16 protein-coding genes are annotated in these 14124 nt (G+C 61.1%); 10 read left to right on the top strand and 6 right to left on the bottom strand.

Annotation, left to right across the window (positions count from 1 at the left end; all coding sequences use genetic code 11):
- Positions 1-7: 7 nt before the first annotated feature.
- Genes K5E37_RS00275 through K5E37_RS00285 form a run of 3 tightly spaced genes read left to right on the top strand, consistent with a single transcriptional unit; the run spans position 8 to position 2162 of the window.
- Positions 8-895 carry a DUF692 domain-containing protein gene (locus K5E37_RS00275; protein ID WP_221532866.1) on the top strand — a complete coding sequence of 296 codons (888 nt, stop codon included), beginning with the start codon at positions 8-10 and terminating at the stop codon, positions 893-895.
- Positions 892-1650: a DUF2063 domain-containing protein gene (locus K5E37_RS00280; protein ID WP_221532867.1), complete on the top strand. Its 759-nt coding sequence runs from the start codon at positions 892-894 to the stop codon at positions 1648-1650. Before K5E37_RS00275 ends, K5E37_RS00280 begins: the two co-directional genes overlap by 4 nt.
- Positions 1647-2162, top strand: a complete 516-nt coding sequence (locus K5E37_RS00285) for a DoxX family protein (protein WP_221532868.1) — start codon at positions 1647-1649, stop codon at positions 2160-2162. Before K5E37_RS00280 ends, K5E37_RS00285 begins: the two co-directional genes overlap by 4 nt.
- Here the strand turns inward: K5E37_RS00285 and K5E37_RS00290 are convergent.
- On the bottom strand, positions 2111-3019 hold the full coding sequence (locus K5E37_RS00290) for a LysR family transcriptional regulator (protein WP_221532869.1): 909 nt from the start codon (positions 3017-3019) through the stop codon (positions 2111-2113). The genes K5E37_RS00285 and K5E37_RS00290 overlap by 52 nt on opposite strands.
- Before the next feature lie 103 nt (positions 3020-3122).
- Between K5E37_RS00290 and K5E37_RS00295 the strand changes: the two genes are divergently transcribed.
- From K5E37_RS00295 to K5E37_RS00305, 3 genes are all read left to right on the top strand, one after another.
- Positions 3123-3722 carry a short chain dehydrogenase gene (locus K5E37_RS00295; protein ID WP_007959150.1) on the top strand — a complete coding sequence of 200 codons (600 nt, stop codon included), beginning with the start codon at positions 3123-3125 and terminating at the stop codon, positions 3720-3722.
- A gap of 59 nt (positions 3723-3781) precedes the next feature.
- Complete coding sequence (locus K5E37_RS00300; protein WP_085748187.1) at positions 3782-4435, top strand: COG3650 family protein; 654 nt, start codon at positions 3782-3784, stop codon at positions 4433-4435.
- A 95-nt stretch (positions 4436-4530) separates the two neighbouring features.
- Positions 4531-6144: an NAD(P)/FAD-dependent oxidoreductase gene (locus K5E37_RS00305; RefSeq protein WP_085605368.1), complete on the top strand. Its 1614-nt coding sequence runs from the start codon at positions 4531-4533 to the stop codon at positions 6142-6144.
- A gap of 117 nt (positions 6145-6261) precedes the next feature.
- Here K5E37_RS00305 and K5E37_RS00310 read toward each other — a convergent pair whose 3' ends face one another.
- A complete protein-coding gene (locus K5E37_RS00310; protein WP_221532870.1) occupies positions 6262-7356 on the bottom strand; it encodes a PLP-dependent cysteine synthase family protein in 1095 nt (364 codons plus the stop codon).
- 246 nt (positions 7357-7602) lie between these two features.
- Between K5E37_RS00310 and nhaA the strand changes: the two genes are divergently transcribed.
- The 3 genes from nhaA to K5E37_RS00325 all read left to right on the top strand — a co-directional run bounded on the left by nhaA (position 7603) and on the right by K5E37_RS00325 (position 9994).
- Positions 7603-8790 carry a Na+/H+ antiporter NhaA gene (gene nhaA, locus K5E37_RS00315; RefSeq protein WP_085605364.1) on the top strand — a complete coding sequence of 396 codons (1188 nt, stop codon included), beginning with the start codon at positions 7603-7605 and terminating at the stop codon, positions 8788-8790.
- A gap of 197 nt (positions 8791-8987) precedes the next feature.
- Positions 8988-9257 carry a hypothetical protein gene (locus K5E37_RS00320; RefSeq protein ID WP_085605362.1) on the top strand — a complete coding sequence of 90 codons (270 nt, stop codon included), beginning with the start codon at positions 8988-8990 and terminating at the stop codon, positions 9255-9257.
- Positions 9254-9994, top strand: a complete 741-nt coding sequence (locus K5E37_RS00325; RefSeq protein ID WP_085605360.1) for a zeta toxin family protein — start codon at positions 9254-9256, stop codon at positions 9992-9994. The genes K5E37_RS00320 and K5E37_RS00325 overlap by 4 nt, the downstream gene beginning before the upstream one ends.
- Before the next feature lie 175 nt (positions 9995-10169).
- Here K5E37_RS00325 and K5E37_RS00330 read toward each other — a convergent pair whose 3' ends face one another.
- The gene (locus K5E37_RS00330; protein WP_007918566.1) at positions 10170-10634 is read right to left on the bottom strand and encodes a glycine zipper 2TM domain-containing protein; all 465 of its coding nucleotides are present in this window, start codon (positions 10632-10634) and stop codon (positions 10170-10172) included.
- A 166-nt stretch (positions 10635-10800) separates the two neighbouring features.
- On the opposite strand from K5E37_RS00330, the gene K5E37_RS00335 reads away from it, so the two are divergent.
- A complete protein-coding gene (locus K5E37_RS00335) occupies positions 10801-11037 on the top strand; it encodes a hypothetical protein (RefSeq protein ID WP_007959143.1) in 237 nt (78 codons plus the stop codon).
- Between the two features lie 5 nt (positions 11038-11042).
- On the opposite strand, the gene pdxH is transcribed toward K5E37_RS00335, so the two are convergent.
- The 3 genes from pdxH to K5E37_RS00350 form a co-directional block, all read right to left on the bottom strand.
- Positions 11043-11690, bottom strand: coding sequence for a pyridoxamine 5'-phosphate oxidase (gene pdxH / locus K5E37_RS00340; RefSeq protein WP_085605358.1), 648 nt, complete (start codon positions 11688-11690; stop codon positions 11043-11045).
- A gap of 24 nt (positions 11691-11714) precedes the next feature.
- A complete protein-coding gene (locus tag K5E37_RS00345) occupies positions 11715-12818 on the bottom strand; it encodes an OmpA family protein (RefSeq protein WP_085605356.1) in 1104 nt (367 codons plus the stop codon).
- A 113-nt stretch (positions 12819-12931) separates the two neighbouring features.
- Complete coding sequence (locus K5E37_RS00350) at positions 12932-14077, bottom strand: EstA family serine hydrolase (protein WP_007959136.1); 1146 nt, start codon at positions 14075-14077, stop codon at positions 12932-12934.
- Positions 14078-14124: the final 47 nt, after the last annotated feature.

The raw sequence follows: 14124 nt of genomic DNA on the forward strand, positions 1-14124 counted from the left end.
GTCGATCATGATCACATCCTGCGACCATGCCTTGCGCCGCACTCGGGCAGCCCTCACCGGGCTCCCGTCCCGTGCCGGGCTGGGGCTCAAGAGCGAGCACTTCAGCGAAGTGCTCGATTCACGTCCGGACATCGGTTTCTTCGAAGTCCATGCCGAAAACTACATGGTGGCCGGCGGCCCGTTTCATCATTTTCTGGGATTGATTCGCGAGGCGTATCCGCTGTCGCTGCATGGCGTCGGGCTGTCCATCGGTGCCGAAAACCCGCTGGATGTCCAGCACCTCAAACGCCTGGCGGCGCTGATCGAGCGCTATCAACCCCACTCCTTTTCCGAACACCTGGCCTGGTCGAGCCATGGCCCGGTGTTTCTCAATGACTTGTTGCCCCTGGCGTACGACACGCCGACGCTGAACCGCGTCTGCGACCACATCGATCAGGTGCAAAACACCCTCAAGCGTCCGATGCTGCTGGAAAACCCGGCGACCTATCTGGCGTTCCAGCGCTCGACCATGGACGAAGCGGACTTTATCCGTGAAGTCATCCGGCGCACTGGCTGCGGTCTGTTGCTGGACGTGAACAATGTCTACGTCTCGTGCATCAACCATCAGCGTGATCCCCTGACTTATCTCTACGCACTGCCGCTGCACGCGGTGGGCGAGATTCATCTGGCCGGGTTTGCCGAAGATTCCGACAGCCTCGGTGATCGCTTGCTGATCGACGATCACGGCGCGCCAATCGATCAAGCGGTCTGGTCGTTGTACCGGCAAGCGCTGGAACGCGTCGGCCCGGTGGCAACGTTGATCGAACGGGACAATCAGGTGCCGGCCTTCGACGTGCTGTTGGCGGAAGCGCAGCAGGCCGATGAGCTGTTGCACTGCGCGGGAGGTCGGCCGTGAGCACTCAAGCTGCGTTCAGCGCGGCGTTGCTCGATATCGACCTGCCCTGCCCCGACGGTTTGTGCAGTGCCAACGGCGCCGATCCGGCCAGCCGTTTCGCGGTGTACCGCAACAATGTTCAGAGCTCGTTGATCAACGCATTGGCCGACAGTTATCCCGTGGTGATGCAGTTGGTGGGTGACGAATTCTTCCGGGCGATGGCCGGAATTTTCGTGCAAAGCCATCCGCCACACAGTCCGTTGATGAGTGACTTCGGCAATGAACTGGCGGACTTCATCAGCGGCTTCGAACCTGCCACGAGCGTCCCCTATCTGGCCGATGTCGCGCGACTGGAACGCTTGCGCACGTTGGCCTATCACGCTGCCGATGCGTTGCCCCTGAGTCAGGACCGGATCGCTGCTGTGTTTGCAGATGCCGATGCGCTGAATGAACTGCGCATCGGCCTGCACCCTTCGCTGCATCTGCTCGATTCAAACTTCGCCGTGGTGGACATCTGGGCCGCGCATCAACACGACGCGACGCTGGCCGGGATCGATCTGCATCACGCCCAACACGCGTTGATCCTGCGCAATGGACTGGAAGTCGAGGTGTTCACCGTGGATCGCGGCGCCAGCCAGTTCATTCGCCAGCTCAAGGTCGGCCTGTCACTGACCCAGGCTCTGGAATCCGCTGAGACCTTCGACCTCAGCCAGACCCTCGCCCTGCTGATCAGTCGCCACGTCATCACTCATTTCCACCCAAAGGTGTCGTCATGAACTGTCTCGTTGCCCGCGCCATCGCGCTGCTGGAAAAAATCCCTCACAGCCTGATCGCTTTCATTGCGCGTTTTTCCATCGCGGCGGTGTTCTGGAAATCCGGGCAGACCAAGGTCGAAGGGCTGGCCGTCGACCTGATCGATGGCACCTTCGAGTTCGGCTGGCCGCGTCTTGCCGACTCGACGATTCCGCTGTTCAAGAGCGAGTACCACGTGCCGCTGCTGTCGCCGGAAATCGCCGCGCATCTGGCCGCGTTCGCCGAACACTTTTTCCCGATCCTGATCCTCATCGGCTTCGCCACGCGCTTTTCGGCGTTGGCATTGCTGGGCATGACCCTGACCATTCAGCTGTTCGTGTACCCGGATGCCTACCCGACCCACGGCACCTGGATGGCGGTGCTGCTGTACCTGATGGCGACCGGGCCGGGCAAACTGTCGATCGATCACCTGATCGCCCGGCACTACAACCGGTCCAGCGCCTCGCCGCTGAGCTTGAACCAGCCGATCAGATAATCCGCCAGCACTTGGGTGCGTTTCGGTAACCCGCCCTGATACGGATGCACCAAGTACATCGGCATGCGCCGGGTCTGAAAATCGCGCAGGAGCCAGCGCAATCGGCCGTCAGCCAATTCCGTCTGCAACAGATAGGAAGGCAAGCGAGCGATCCCGGCGCCGGCCAGTGCGGCTTTCTTCAACAGGTTGTAGTGATTGCTGGCGAACGGTCCCGACACCCGCACCCGCAGCAGTTCGTGCTGCTGGTGATAAAGCCATTCCTCGCGACCGCTGTAGTGACTGTTGAGCAGGCAACGGTGTTCGGCCAATGCTTGCGGCGTCAGCGGTTCGCCAAAGCGCTCCAGATAGTCAGGACTGGCACAGGTCATTTCCTGCCAGGCCAGCAGCGGTTTGGCCACCAGTCGCTCGTCATTGGCCACTTCAGTGCGGATCGCCAGATCGAAGCCGTCGCGGGACAGGTCGCGGTAGCTGTTGTTCAGCTCCAGTTCGATCTGCACCTCGGGGTATTTCTGCGAGAAGTCCAGCAGCAGACCGTCGAAGAACGTTTCCCCCAGCGAAACCGGCACCGTCATACGCACGGGACCTGCCATGTCGTCCTTCAATCGCGCCAATGCCTGACGCGCTCGCTCCACCTGGACTACCAGCGCCTGAGCCTGTGGCAACAACGCCGCACCGGCTGCGGTCAGGCTCAGCCGACGCGTTGTGCGTTGCAGCAACACCACGGAAAACCGCGCCTCCAGCTGACTGATGCGCTTGGACAACTGCCCCTTACTGCAACCCAATTGCTGCGCCGCCAAGGTAAAACTGCCGGCTTCGATCAACACCGCGAACGCTGCCAGATCATCCATCTCGCTCATGGATTGTTTCCATTTGAAAACCAAAGGTTGCCCATTAGTGCGCTTATCCGCAGAAAAAACCACTCTAGACTGAAACCTCGTTCAATCACTTGAGGCAATCACGATGAAAATTCTGTTGATCGGCGCGGGCGGCACCATCGGTTCGGCCGTGGACAAAGAGCTGTCGCAGCGTCATGAAGTCATTCGTATCGGTCGCAGCAGCGGCGATTTCCAGGTGGATATCAGCGACAGCGCATCGATCCGCAAGCTGTTCGAACAGACCGGCAAGTTCGACGCGCTGGTCTGCGCCGCCGGCAACGTGACCTTCGCCCCACTGGGTGAAATGACCGAAGACAGCTTCGCCCTCGGCCTGAAAGACAAGTTGATGGGGCAGGTCAATCTGCTGCTGATCGGCCGCGAATTCGCCAACGACGGCGCGTCGTTCACCTTCACCACCGGCGTGCTCAGCCACGATCCGATCCGCAGCGGCGCCTCGGCTGCACTGGTCAACGGCGCGCTCGACAGCTTCGTTCGAGCCGCCGCCATCGAGCTGCCACGCGGCCTGCGCGTGAACTCGATCAGCCCGACCGTGCTGGTCGAAGCCATGGGCAGCTACGCCCCGTACTTCCGTGGCTACAAGCCGGTTCCTGCGGCGGATGTGGCATTGGCCTACGCCAAAAGTGTCGAAGGCTTGCAGACAGGTCAGACATTTCACGTGGGCTAAACCCTTGTGATGAACGGTCAGCCTGCGTAACGTGGCGGCACTTGTCTGGAGAGCCAAAGATGCGTGTTGCCCGTTCCCTGATCGTTGTTGCCCTGCTCCCGTTGTTTGCCGCGTGCCAGTTGTTCGATGGCGCGCGGGAAAGCGCCTCCCACGTCGGCCAGACGCGGATGCAGGGGCAACTGACCGCTGCCGACGGCAAACTGGTGTTCCAGGCCTGCGGCGAGCAGCGCCAGTACGTGGTCAATGACATTGGCGGCACCAGCGTCCTGCAAGAGGCCGCCACCCTGGCCGATCAGCAGGGCAAGCTGTTCGCCGACGTGCGCGGGAAGATCGCCGGCGACCGCCTCGACCTGACCCAGCTTTATCGCGTCGAACGCTCCGGCACCGCCTGTGACGACCCCAACTTCAAACAACTGATCCTGCGCGCCGCCGGCCATGGCCCGGAATGGAATGTAAAAGTCAGCGGCAAGGGCCTGGTCATCGACCGCGAAGGCCAGCCACCGCTCGCCGTACCCTACGTCGAAGAGCAACTGGGTGACGGCCGTTTCAACCTCAGCAGCGAAGCCAACAACCAGCGCATCGAGCTGTGGGTGGCACCGCAGCGCTGCGTCGACAGCAGCACCGGCAGCGTGCAGCACATGAGCGCCGAGCTGCGTATCGACGGCAAGGTGCAGCGTGGTTGCGGGTATTTCGGCGGTTCGCGTAACGACTGATCGTTTTACCCTCACGGGATCCGGCCGATGCGGCTTATAATCGCCGCCTTCAAACGCCCTGGCGCAGTTGTGCGCCCCGCGAACCGGATCCTGTCATGTTACGAATCACTGAACTCAAGCTGCCGATCGACCATCCCGACGAAGACCTGCGCGCTGCCATCGTGCAACGCCTGGGCATTGCCAGCGATGACCTGCTCGATTTCACCTTGTTCAAGCGCAGCTACGATGCGCGCAAAAAGTCCTCCGAACTGTGCTTCATCTACACCATCGACCTCGAAGTGCGCGACGAGGCCAAAGTGCTGGGCAAGTTCGCCGACGACCGTAACGTCAACGTGGCGCCGGATGTCAGCTACAAATTCGTCGGCCAGGCGCCCAGCGACCTGAGCCAGCGCCCGATCGTGGTCGGTTTCGGCCCGTGCGGGATCTTCGCCGGCCTGTTGCTGGCACAGATGGGCTTCAAGCCGATCATCCTCGAGCGCGGCACCGAAGTGCGCCAGCGCACCAAGGACACCTGGGGCCTGTGGCGCAAAAGCGTGCTCAACCCTGAGTCCAACGTGCAGTTCGGCGAAGGCGGCGCGGGCACGTTCTCCGACGGCAAGCTGTACAGCCAGATCAAGGACCCGAAATTCCTCGGCCGCAAGGTGCTGCACGAATTCGTGAAGGCCGGCGCGCCGGAAGAAATCCTCTACGTCAGCAAACCGCACATCGGTACGTTCCGTCTGACCGGCATGGTCGAGACCATGCGTGAAGAGATCCGTGCACTGGGCGGTGAAGTACGCTTCCAGGAGCGCGTCACCGACGTGCTGATCGAAGACGGTCAACTGGTCGGCGTCGAGCTGGCCAGCGGCGAAACCCTGCATTCGAAACACGTGGTCCTGGCCCTCGGCCACAGTGCCCGCGACACCTTCCGCATGCTCCACAGCCGTGGCGTGTTCATGGAAGCCAAGCCGTTCTCGGTGGGCTTCCGGATCGAGCACCCGCAATCGCTGATCGACCGTGCGCGTCTGGGCAAGTACGCCGGCCATCCCAAGTTGGGAGCCGCCGACTACAAACTGGTGCACCACGCCAAGAACGGCCGTTCGGTCTACAGCTTCTGCATGTGCCCGGGCGGCACCGTGGTGGCGGCGACCTCCGAGCCGAACCGCGTGGTCACCAACGGCATGAGCCAGTACTCGCGTAACGAGCGCAACGCCAACTCCGGCATCGTCGTCGGCATCACCCCGGAAGTCGATTATCCGGGCGGCCCGCTGGCGGGGATCGAGTTGCAGGAACGTCTGGAGTCCCACGCCTTCATCCTCGGCGGCAGCGACTACAAGGCGCCGGCGCAACTGGTCGGCGACTTCATCAACGACATTCCTTCGACCGAACTGGGCGAAGTCGAGCCGTCGTACAAACCGGGCGTGGCACTGGGCGATCTGGCCCTGGCCTTGCCGGACTTCGCCATCGAAGCGATCCGCGAAGCACTGCCGGCGTTCGAGAAGCAGATTCGCGGTTATTCGCTGCACGATGCGGTGCTGACCGGCATCGAGACCCGCACCTCTTCGCCGCTGCGCATCACGCGTAACGAGACGCTGCAGAGCATGAACGTCAAAGGCCTGTTCCCGGCCGGTGAAGGCGCGGGTTATGCGGGCGGGATTCTGTCGGCGGGTGTCGATGGTATTCGCATCGCAGAAGCCGTGGCGCGTGACATTCTCGGTCTAGAGGCCTGACACCGCAAAATTGTGGGAGCGGGCTTGCTCGCGAATGCGGTGTTACATTCAACAATTATGTTGACTGATCCAAAGCATTCGCGAGCAAGCCCGCTCCCACATTAGGTTCCGGGTGTATCAAATATTGGCGCGCAGAACCGAGGTCGGCAGCGCCTTACCCTGCTCGGCACTCGCCGCTACGGCCGCTATCAATCCATCCAGCTCATAGCCCTGCGCCTTGAGCCACGCCTGATCGTAATACGTGTCCGCGTAGCGCTCGCCGCCATCGCACAGGATCGCCACGATCGAGCCCGACTCCCCCGCCGCTTTCATCTGCTGGGCCGCCATCAGCGCGCCGATCAGGTTGGTCCCACTCGAACCGCCCACATGGCGGCCCAGACGCTGCGCCAGGTAATGCATGGCCGCCAGCGACAAAGCATCCGGCACCTTGACCATCGCATCGATTACCTTCGGCAGGAACGACGCTTCTACCCGCGGCCGGCCGATGCCTTCGACGCGTGAACCGTGGTCCAGACGCAAACTCGCGTCGCCGGTCTGGTAAAAGTCGAAGAACACCGAACGCTCGGCATCGGCGCACAGCACGCGGGTGCAGTGCTGGCGATAACGCACGTAGCGACCGAGGGTCGCGGTGGTGCCGCCGGTGCCGGGACTGGAAATCAGCCAGGCCGGGCACGGGTGCTGCTCGTAACGCATCTGCTGGAAGATCGACTCGGCGATGTTGTTGTTCGCCCGCCAGTCGGTGGCCCGCTCGGCGTAGGTGAACTGGTCGATGAAGTGACCGTCGTGCTCGCGGGCCAGGCGTTCGGATTCGGCGTAGATCTGGGTCGGATCGTCCACCAGATGACTCTGGCCACCGTAGAACGCGATCTGCGCAATTTTTTCCTTGGAGGTGGTCGCCGGCATCACCGCAATGAACGGCAGCCCGAGCATCCGCGCGAAGTACGCCTCGGAAATCGCCGTCGATCCGCTGGACGCCTCGATCACCGGCGCGCCGGGCTTGAGCCAGCCGTTACACAAGGCGTAGAGAAACAGCGAGCGGGCCAGCCGATGCTTGAGGCTGCCGGTCGGGTGACTGGACTCGTCCTTGAAGTACAACTCGATGCCTGGGAACCCCGGCAGCGGCAAGGGGATCAGGTGGGTGTCGGCGCTGCGCTGGAAGTCCGCTTCGATGATCCGGATGGCTTCGCGGGCCCACTGTCGGTTGTCGCTCATGGCTGTCGTTCTCGTTGAATCGTGCAGAAGTGCCTTCACAGGCTCAGCCCCCAAGCTTAGGAAAAATCCCACGGCACCGACAGATACAGCTGAGCTTCAATCCCTTGGGCAACTGCTAGGCTCTGCTGCATGTCGGCCTGGCGCCCTGTAACCACATATAACAAAAAAGAATATAACTTTTGTTTTAACAACTAACGGTACGGGTTAGGGTGTGCCACCTTTTGACTTTATCGATGGAGAGCGACCTTGCCTCTGCGTAGCACTTTCACGCGTTTCTTTCAGTTGGAAGCTGCCAGCGGTCTGTTACTGATCGCCGCGGCCATCCTGGCTCTAATCATCAACAACTCGCCGTTGTCGTGGTTGTACAGCGGCCTGCTCGACACCCCGGTGGTGGCGCAGATCGGCGCGTTGAAGATCGCCAAGCCCCTGCTGCTGTGGATCAACGACGGCCTGATGGCGCTGTTTTTCCTGCTGATCGGCCTGGAAGTGAAGCGCGAAGTGCTCGACGGCCAGCTGTCGAAACCGTCGCAGATCGTCCTGCCTGGCGCGGCGGCCATCGGCGGGATGCTGGTGCCGGCGCTGATCTATTGGTTCCTCAACCGCGACAATCCCGCCGCCCTCGACGGCTGGGCGATTCCGACCGCCACCGACATCGCCTTCGCCCTCGGCGTGCTGGCCTTGCTCGGCAAGCGCGTGCCGGTGTCGCTGAAACTGTTCCTGATGACCCTGGCGATTATCGATGACCTCGGGGCCATCGTGATCATTGCAATCTTCTACTCCGGCGAGCTGTCGACCCTGTCGCTGGGCCTGGCGGCGGCGTGCATCGCGGCGCTGGTGGCGATGAACCGGCTCGGCGTGGTCAAGCTCGGGCCGTACATGATCATTGGTCTGATCCTTTGGGTCTGCGTGCTCAAGAGCGGCGTCCACGCGACGCTGGCCGGCGTGACCCTGGCATTCTGTATCCCGCTGCGCACCAGGAATGCCGAGCCTTCGCCGCTGCTGACCCTCGAACACGCGCTGCACCCGTGGGTCGCCTACGGCATTCTGCCGCTGTTCGCCTTCGCCAACGCCGGCCTGTCGCTGACCGGCGTAACCGCTGAAAGCTTCACCCACCACGTCCCGATGGGCATCGCCGTCGGCCTGCTGCTGGGCAAGACCATCGGCGTGTTCGGCCTGACCTGGCTCGCCGTCAAGACCGGCATCGCCGCCCTGCCCCAAGGCGCCAATTGGGGCCAGGTGCTGGGCGTGGCGATCCTCTGCGGGATCGGCTTCACCATGAGTCTGTTTGTCGGCTCCCTCGCCTTCGTGCCGGGCGCCAGTGAATACGCCGGGATGGACCGGATGGGCATTCTCACCGGCTCGGTGTTTGCGGCATTGATCGGTTATGCGGTGACGTTGGCGGCGAGCAGAAAAGGATCCACACAAGGAAGTTAACACGCTCATTACGCGCCTCTCACTGGAAGGCCCAAGACTCAATGAAAGATTCACACACATGATTGGGCTCCAGAACCCTGCAAAGCATTGATAGTCTCCCGTTGGCGCTGCTCGCAGCGCTTAACCTGAGCCTTTCAAGTGTGCTATATCTCCTGTTGACAGCAGCGTCACCTCAGAATGTTTTTTCGGAGCCTTCCATGTCACGCAAAGCAGAAAAGCGCCCAATGACGGACAGTCAGATTGCCGTGCAGGAGTCTTATATTCCGGACATTGCCCTGAAAGCATTCAACAACGCCTACAAAATGGCGCTTGCCAATGGGGCTGCTGTGCTTGTCGCCAAAGATGGTCAATTGTTTGAAGTTACAGAAAAATCTTCGGTTGCACTGCGCTCGATCGGCACCTATGGAAACCTGAAAAGCGGGACTCGCCTGCAAATCAGCAAACTGCCTAAACAGGTCGTTTCTTGAGCACACCGAGGGTACGTATATTCGCCGGACCAAATGGCTCAGGAAAAAGCACCTTTAATCGGCTGGTTCCTGCGCATCTATTGGGAAATTACATAAACCCGGATGATATAGAGCGTGCAATCAAAGACACTGGTTATTTTGATTTCACCACCTATCGCATCGAATCTCACAAAAATGACATTTTCGATTTTTTCCGCAACCACGCCCTGCTGAAAAAAGCTCCAGAGTCATTGGCAAAAATGGATTCGATTACGATTGAAGGTGACAGGCTCAGCTTCTCGGATACTCAGATCGACTCCTATGTAGCCTCCGCTCTTTCCGACTTCATACGGCGCTCTCTGATCAAAGAGAAAATCAGTTTTACGTTCGAAACCGTCATGTCCTCATCAGATAAAGTCGATTTGCTCTACGAAGCCCAGAGATCCGGGTACAGGGTTTACGTCTATTACGTTGCAACAGCCGACCCGGAAATCAATGTCGCCAGGGTTGCCTATCGCGTATCACAGGGTGGGCACAACGTTCCTCCTGAAAAGATACGAAAGCGTTATTGGAGGTCTCTGGCGCTCCTATCGGATGCAATCCTCACCTCGAACAGAGCCTATATCTTTGATAACTCCGACGAAGGTAGCGAAGGACTGACACAGGTTGCAGAGATCACAGACGGGGAGCTGATTGAAATCAAATCTGACGTACAGCCACCTTGGTTTAAAGAGTTCCTGCTCGATAAACTGATCTAGATCACAAGCCTACGACTTCTCTTAATGTCGGCCTTTATTCACGTCGAACAATCACCCACGCCTTTAAAGATACGTCCTACCCAATCGCATTCGTCTATCGCGATCACTGGTGAACACCAAACAAAAACCCCGACCAGTCACCTGATCGGGGTTTTCTTTTACCGCTTGTTCGCGATTAGTGCGAAACGCGGCTGGTGCCGCCAACAGTCGAAATCCGTACCCGCTCACCCACGCGGAATACTTCATTCTCCTGCACTTGCTGCACATAGGCACGCATGCTGCCGTCGTCTTCGCGCACGGTGATTTCAACGCCTTGAGTGCGGGTCAGGCCTTCTTCAGTGGCCGAACCGATCAGGCCGCCGGCCACGGCACCGATAACGGCTGCAACGATGCTGCCTTTGCCGCCGCCGATGGCGCTGCCGCCGACACCGCCCACCGCTGCACCGGCGAGGCCGCCGATCGGGGTCTTGGTGCCTTCGATTTTCACCGGACGCAGGGATTCGATGGTGCCCATGCGAATCGTCTGCACGCGACGCGCTTCGTCACGGGAGTAGGAGTCACCGGTCAGGCTCGACTGGCAGCCGGTCAGCAACATCGCCATCGTGGAAAAGGAAGCAACCAGCAGAACAGACTTACGCATAGCATCAACTCCAAAGGACAGGTATTCATTAAACTCCGCAGCTTGACGCCTGTCACGGCGTCGCCCGGATAAAGTTGCTTTCATTCAGGCCCGGTACAGGCGCCCGCGAACTCACCCAACAGTAGCGCCAAAATCCGTTTCCTGCGCCGCCGACCCAAGGATTTCCATGGATTACTTCATCATTGTCGTCACCACCGCCGCCGGTCTGTACTTCCACTGGTGGCTGTATGTGCGGATCAAACGCTGGATGGATCGCGACCTGGCCCTGTCACTGGCCGGCAAGGATGAAGGCAAACGCGCCTTCATGCTCGAACGGCTGAAGCAGGCTCAGGCGCAGAAGATCAAGCGCCGGGACCTGCCGAAGTGGCTTGAGGCCGCTGCGGCAGGCTATCCCGCTCGGTAGACTGTTTACGGTGCCAGACGTTCAAGAATCCAGTCGGCGCCCTGCACACGGTAGTTGAGGCGATCGTGCAGACGGCTCGCGCGGCCCTGCCAGAACTCGATGCGCTCAGGGAGCAAACGGTAGCCTCCCCAGTGTTCCGGGCAATCGGGCTGGGTGTTGGTGAAACGTTGCTCGGTGGCCTTGAGCAAGTCTTCCAGTTCACCCCGGCCGTTGATCACCCGGCTCTGCGGGGAGGCCCAAGCGCCGAGACGGCTGCCCAGCGGTCGCACCTGATAGTAAGCGTCGGACTCTTCAGGCGTGACCTTCACCACCCGCCCTTCGATCCGTACCTGGCGCTCCAGGGTCGGCCAGAAGAACGTCATGGCAGCGAACGGGTTCGCCGCCAGATGCTGGCCCTTGGCGCTTTCGTAGTTGGTGAAGAAGGTGAAGCCCTGCTCGTCCAGCCCCTTGAGCAGCAGAATGCGGCAATGCGGACGGCCGTCCGCATCCACCGTGGCCAGGGTCATCGCGTTGGCTTCCACCGGCGCCTGTTCGGTTTTCACCGCTTCGGCAAACCACTGGTGAAACAACGCAAAGGGCTCAGCCGGGGCTTGCGCCTCGGTCAGGCCGTCCCGGGTGTAATCACGACGCATATCTGCCAGAGACTGGGTCACGGCGCATTCCTTTTCGTTAGCGGATCACTTTTTAGTGGTATCGGTCGCAGCGACTTTCTTGTCGGTTGCGGCAGCTTTGGCGGGCGCGGTCTTTTTCGCCGGAGCCTTGGCCGGGGCCTTCTTCGCTGGAGCCTTAGCAGCAGCTTTCTTGGCCGGAGCCTTTTTGGTGGCCGGTACAGCGGCTTTCTTCGCAGCCGGTGCCGGGGTCACCGGTTTGGCGGCAGGCTTGACGTCCTGAGCAGCGACCATGGTCACTGGCTTCGGTGCTGGCATGTTGTATTTGCTCAGCAGTGCGACCATGGTGTTTTGCGGCGTCACCAGCAGTTCGACACGACGGTTCAGGGCACGGCCTTCAACACTGTCGTTGGCGGCACGCGGCGCTTCGGAACCCATGCCGCGCAGCATCAGGCGATCACGCTGCAGACCGCTCAGACGGAAGATCGCCGCCACGGCCTGGGCGCGTTCCTGGCTCAACTTGACGTTGGCCGGAGCGGCGCCGGTGGTGTCACTGTGACCGAGCACCAGCACGGCGGTTTTCGGGTCGGCTTCGAGGATTTTCGCCACGCGGGTGAACGGGCCGAGGGTCACTGGCAGCAGCATCGCCGGGCGGTCCGGGTTGAACGAGCCTTCCACCGGCGCGGTCACGACCAGCACGTTTTCACGGCGCTCGAGTTGCAGGTTGCTGTCCTTGATCGCGGTGCGCAGGCGCGGCTCGTAGTCATCCAGCCAGGCTTGAGTCACTTTTGGATCGGGCATCGGCACGACTTTGGCCGTGTCCTGCTCCTTGCCGCCAAACGGCCACCACCATTTGCCACCCTTGTCGGCCTCAGCCTTGGCGACTTCGACCGGCTTGGCTTCGGGTTTGGCTTCAGCCTTCACCTCAGCCTTGGCCGCCGAGTCGTCGGAGCCAAACGGCCAGTACCACGGACTGCTGCTCTCGGCCTTGGCAACCGGCGCGGTGGCGGCCGGTTTCAACGGGGCAGGCGCCGGAGCCGGCTCCTTGGCTGCGACTTTGTCGGAAGAACCGAACGGCCACCAGCTGCCGCCATCGGCGTCGTTCTTCGGAGTCTGTGCACAACCGGTGATTGCGAAACACAGGGCCAGGGCGAGAGTTTGTTTGGACGACATTGGAAACCCACAAAAAGAAGTAGTGAACAATCAGAGGACTTTCGCCCGGATAAACAGACGCTTTGAAACGAAATTCGCCATGAGGTTCCGGCCCTGGAGCCTCGTGCGATGCTTTACAGACAAGTGGCTAGTACCCGCGCCAGCTTCTGCGCGCGCGGATCCATCAAGACGTACGGCCCCAGGGTATTTGTCACAAATCCGAAGGCCACATCGTGCTCCGGATCAGCAAAACCGATGGAACCGCCCGCACCCGGATGGCCGAATGCACGCGGGCCGAGGCCGTAAGTGGCGTTTGGCACGTCGGGTTGATCGAGCATGCAACCGAGACCGAAACGGGTGCGGGTCAGCAAGGTCTTGTCCTCGCCGAGGCTGTGTTCGCGGGTCAGTTCTTCGAGCATTTCGCTTTCCAGCAGGCTGCCGTCGAGCAGACCGGCGTAAAACCCGGCCAGGCTGCGTGCATTGCCGTGGCCGTTGGCTGCCGGTTGCTGCATGCGGCGCCACTCCGGCTTGTTGGTGCTGGTGAGCACCGACGGGGGATTGGTGAAGGCCCGGGTGGTCATGGCCGTCGGCTCGCGCATGGTCACTTGCAGCAGGCGCTGGGCAGCGGCGTCGCCGGTGTTGCCCTTGCCCCGCGCAATGTGCGCCACGCGATGAAACTCTTCGTCGGCCAGACCGACATGGAAATCCAGCCCCAGCGGTTTGGCGACCCGCGCCACAATCGATTCCCCCGGCCCGCGACCGTCGGCACGCCGCAGCAATTCGCCAATCAGCCAGCCGTAGGTGATCGCGGCATAGCCATGACCGGTGCCCGGCGTCCACCACGGTGCTTCGGCGGCGAGAGCGTCGACCATGGTTTGCCAGTCATACAGCGCTTCCGGCGCCAGCAATTCGCGCAGGGCCGGCAGACCGGCCTGATGGCAAAGCAGTTGGCGCAGGGTGACGGATTCCTTGCCGGCGGCGGCGAATTCCGGCCAGTAACGGGCGACCGGCGCATCGAGCTGCAACTTGCCTTCGGCAACCAGTTGCAGCGCGGTGACGGCGGTGAAGGTCTTGGTGCAGGAGAACAGATTGGCGATGGTGTCGCTGTGCCAGGCCTCGGCGCCGTCCTTGTCGGCGGTGCCGGACCAGAGGTCGAGGACGGTTTCCCCGCCGACCCGGATGCACAACGCGGCGCCGCGTTCCTGGGGATCGTCGAACAGTGCGGCGAAAGCTTCGCGCACCGCTTCGAATTGAAGCTCGTAATGTCCCTGAATCTGCACCCGCAACTCCCCCGCGAAAACGCTCTACAAAGTGGCCCGCATTGTTC

The organism is Pseudomonas sp. RIT778 (assembly GCF_019718735.1).
In the GTDB taxonomy this organism is placed as follows: Bacteria; Pseudomonadota; Gammaproteobacteria; order Pseudomonadales; family Pseudomonadaceae; genus Aquipseudomonas; species Aquipseudomonas aphyarum.

What these genes read in the sequence shown, in the direction of transcription:
- K5E37_RS00335 (WP_007959143.1), top strand. Translation starts at nt 10,801, where the DNA reads ATGGATTACTTCATCATTGTCGTCACCACCGCCGCCGGTCTGTACTTC.
- K5E37_RS00320 (WP_085605362.1), top strand. Translation starts at nt 8,988, where the DNA reads ATGTCACGCAAAGCAGAAAAGCGCCCAATGACGGACAGTCAGATTGCC.
- K5E37_RS00285 (WP_221532868.1), top strand. Translation starts at nt 1,647, where the DNA reads ATGAACTGTCTCGTTGCCCGCGCCATCGCGCTGCTGGAAAAAATCCCT.
- K5E37_RS00305 (WP_085605368.1), top strand. Translation starts at nt 4,531, where the DNA reads ATGTTACGAATCACTGAACTCAAGCTGCCGATCGACCATCCCGACGAA.
- K5E37_RS00345 (WP_085605356.1), bottom strand. Translation starts at nt 12,818, where the DNA reads ATGTCGTCCAAACAAACTCTCGCCCTGGCCCTGTGTTTCGCAATCACC.
- K5E37_RS00310 (WP_221532870.1), bottom strand. Translation starts at nt 7,356, where the DNA reads ATGAGCGACAACCGACAGTGGGCCCGCGAAGCCATCCGGATCATCGAA.
- K5E37_RS00300 (WP_085748187.1), top strand. Translation starts at nt 3,782, where the DNA reads ATGCGTGTTGCCCGTTCCCTGATCGTTGTTGCCCTGCTCCCGTTGTTT.
- K5E37_RS00330 (WP_007918566.1), bottom strand. Translation starts at nt 10,634, where the DNA reads ATGCGTAAGTCTGTTCTGCTGGTTGCTTCCTTTTCCACGATGGCGATG.
- K5E37_RS00275 (WP_221532866.1), top strand. Translation starts at nt 8, where the DNA reads ATGATCACATCCTGCGACCATGCCTTGCGCCGCACTCGGGCAGCCCTC.
- K5E37_RS00290 (WP_221532869.1), bottom strand. Translation starts at nt 3,019, where the DNA reads ATGAGCGAGATGGATGATCTGGCAGCGTTCGCGGTGTTGATCGAAGCC.
- K5E37_RS00295 (WP_007959150.1), top strand. Translation starts at nt 3,123, where the DNA reads ATGAAAATTCTGTTGATCGGCGCGGGCGGCACCATCGGTTCGGCCGTG.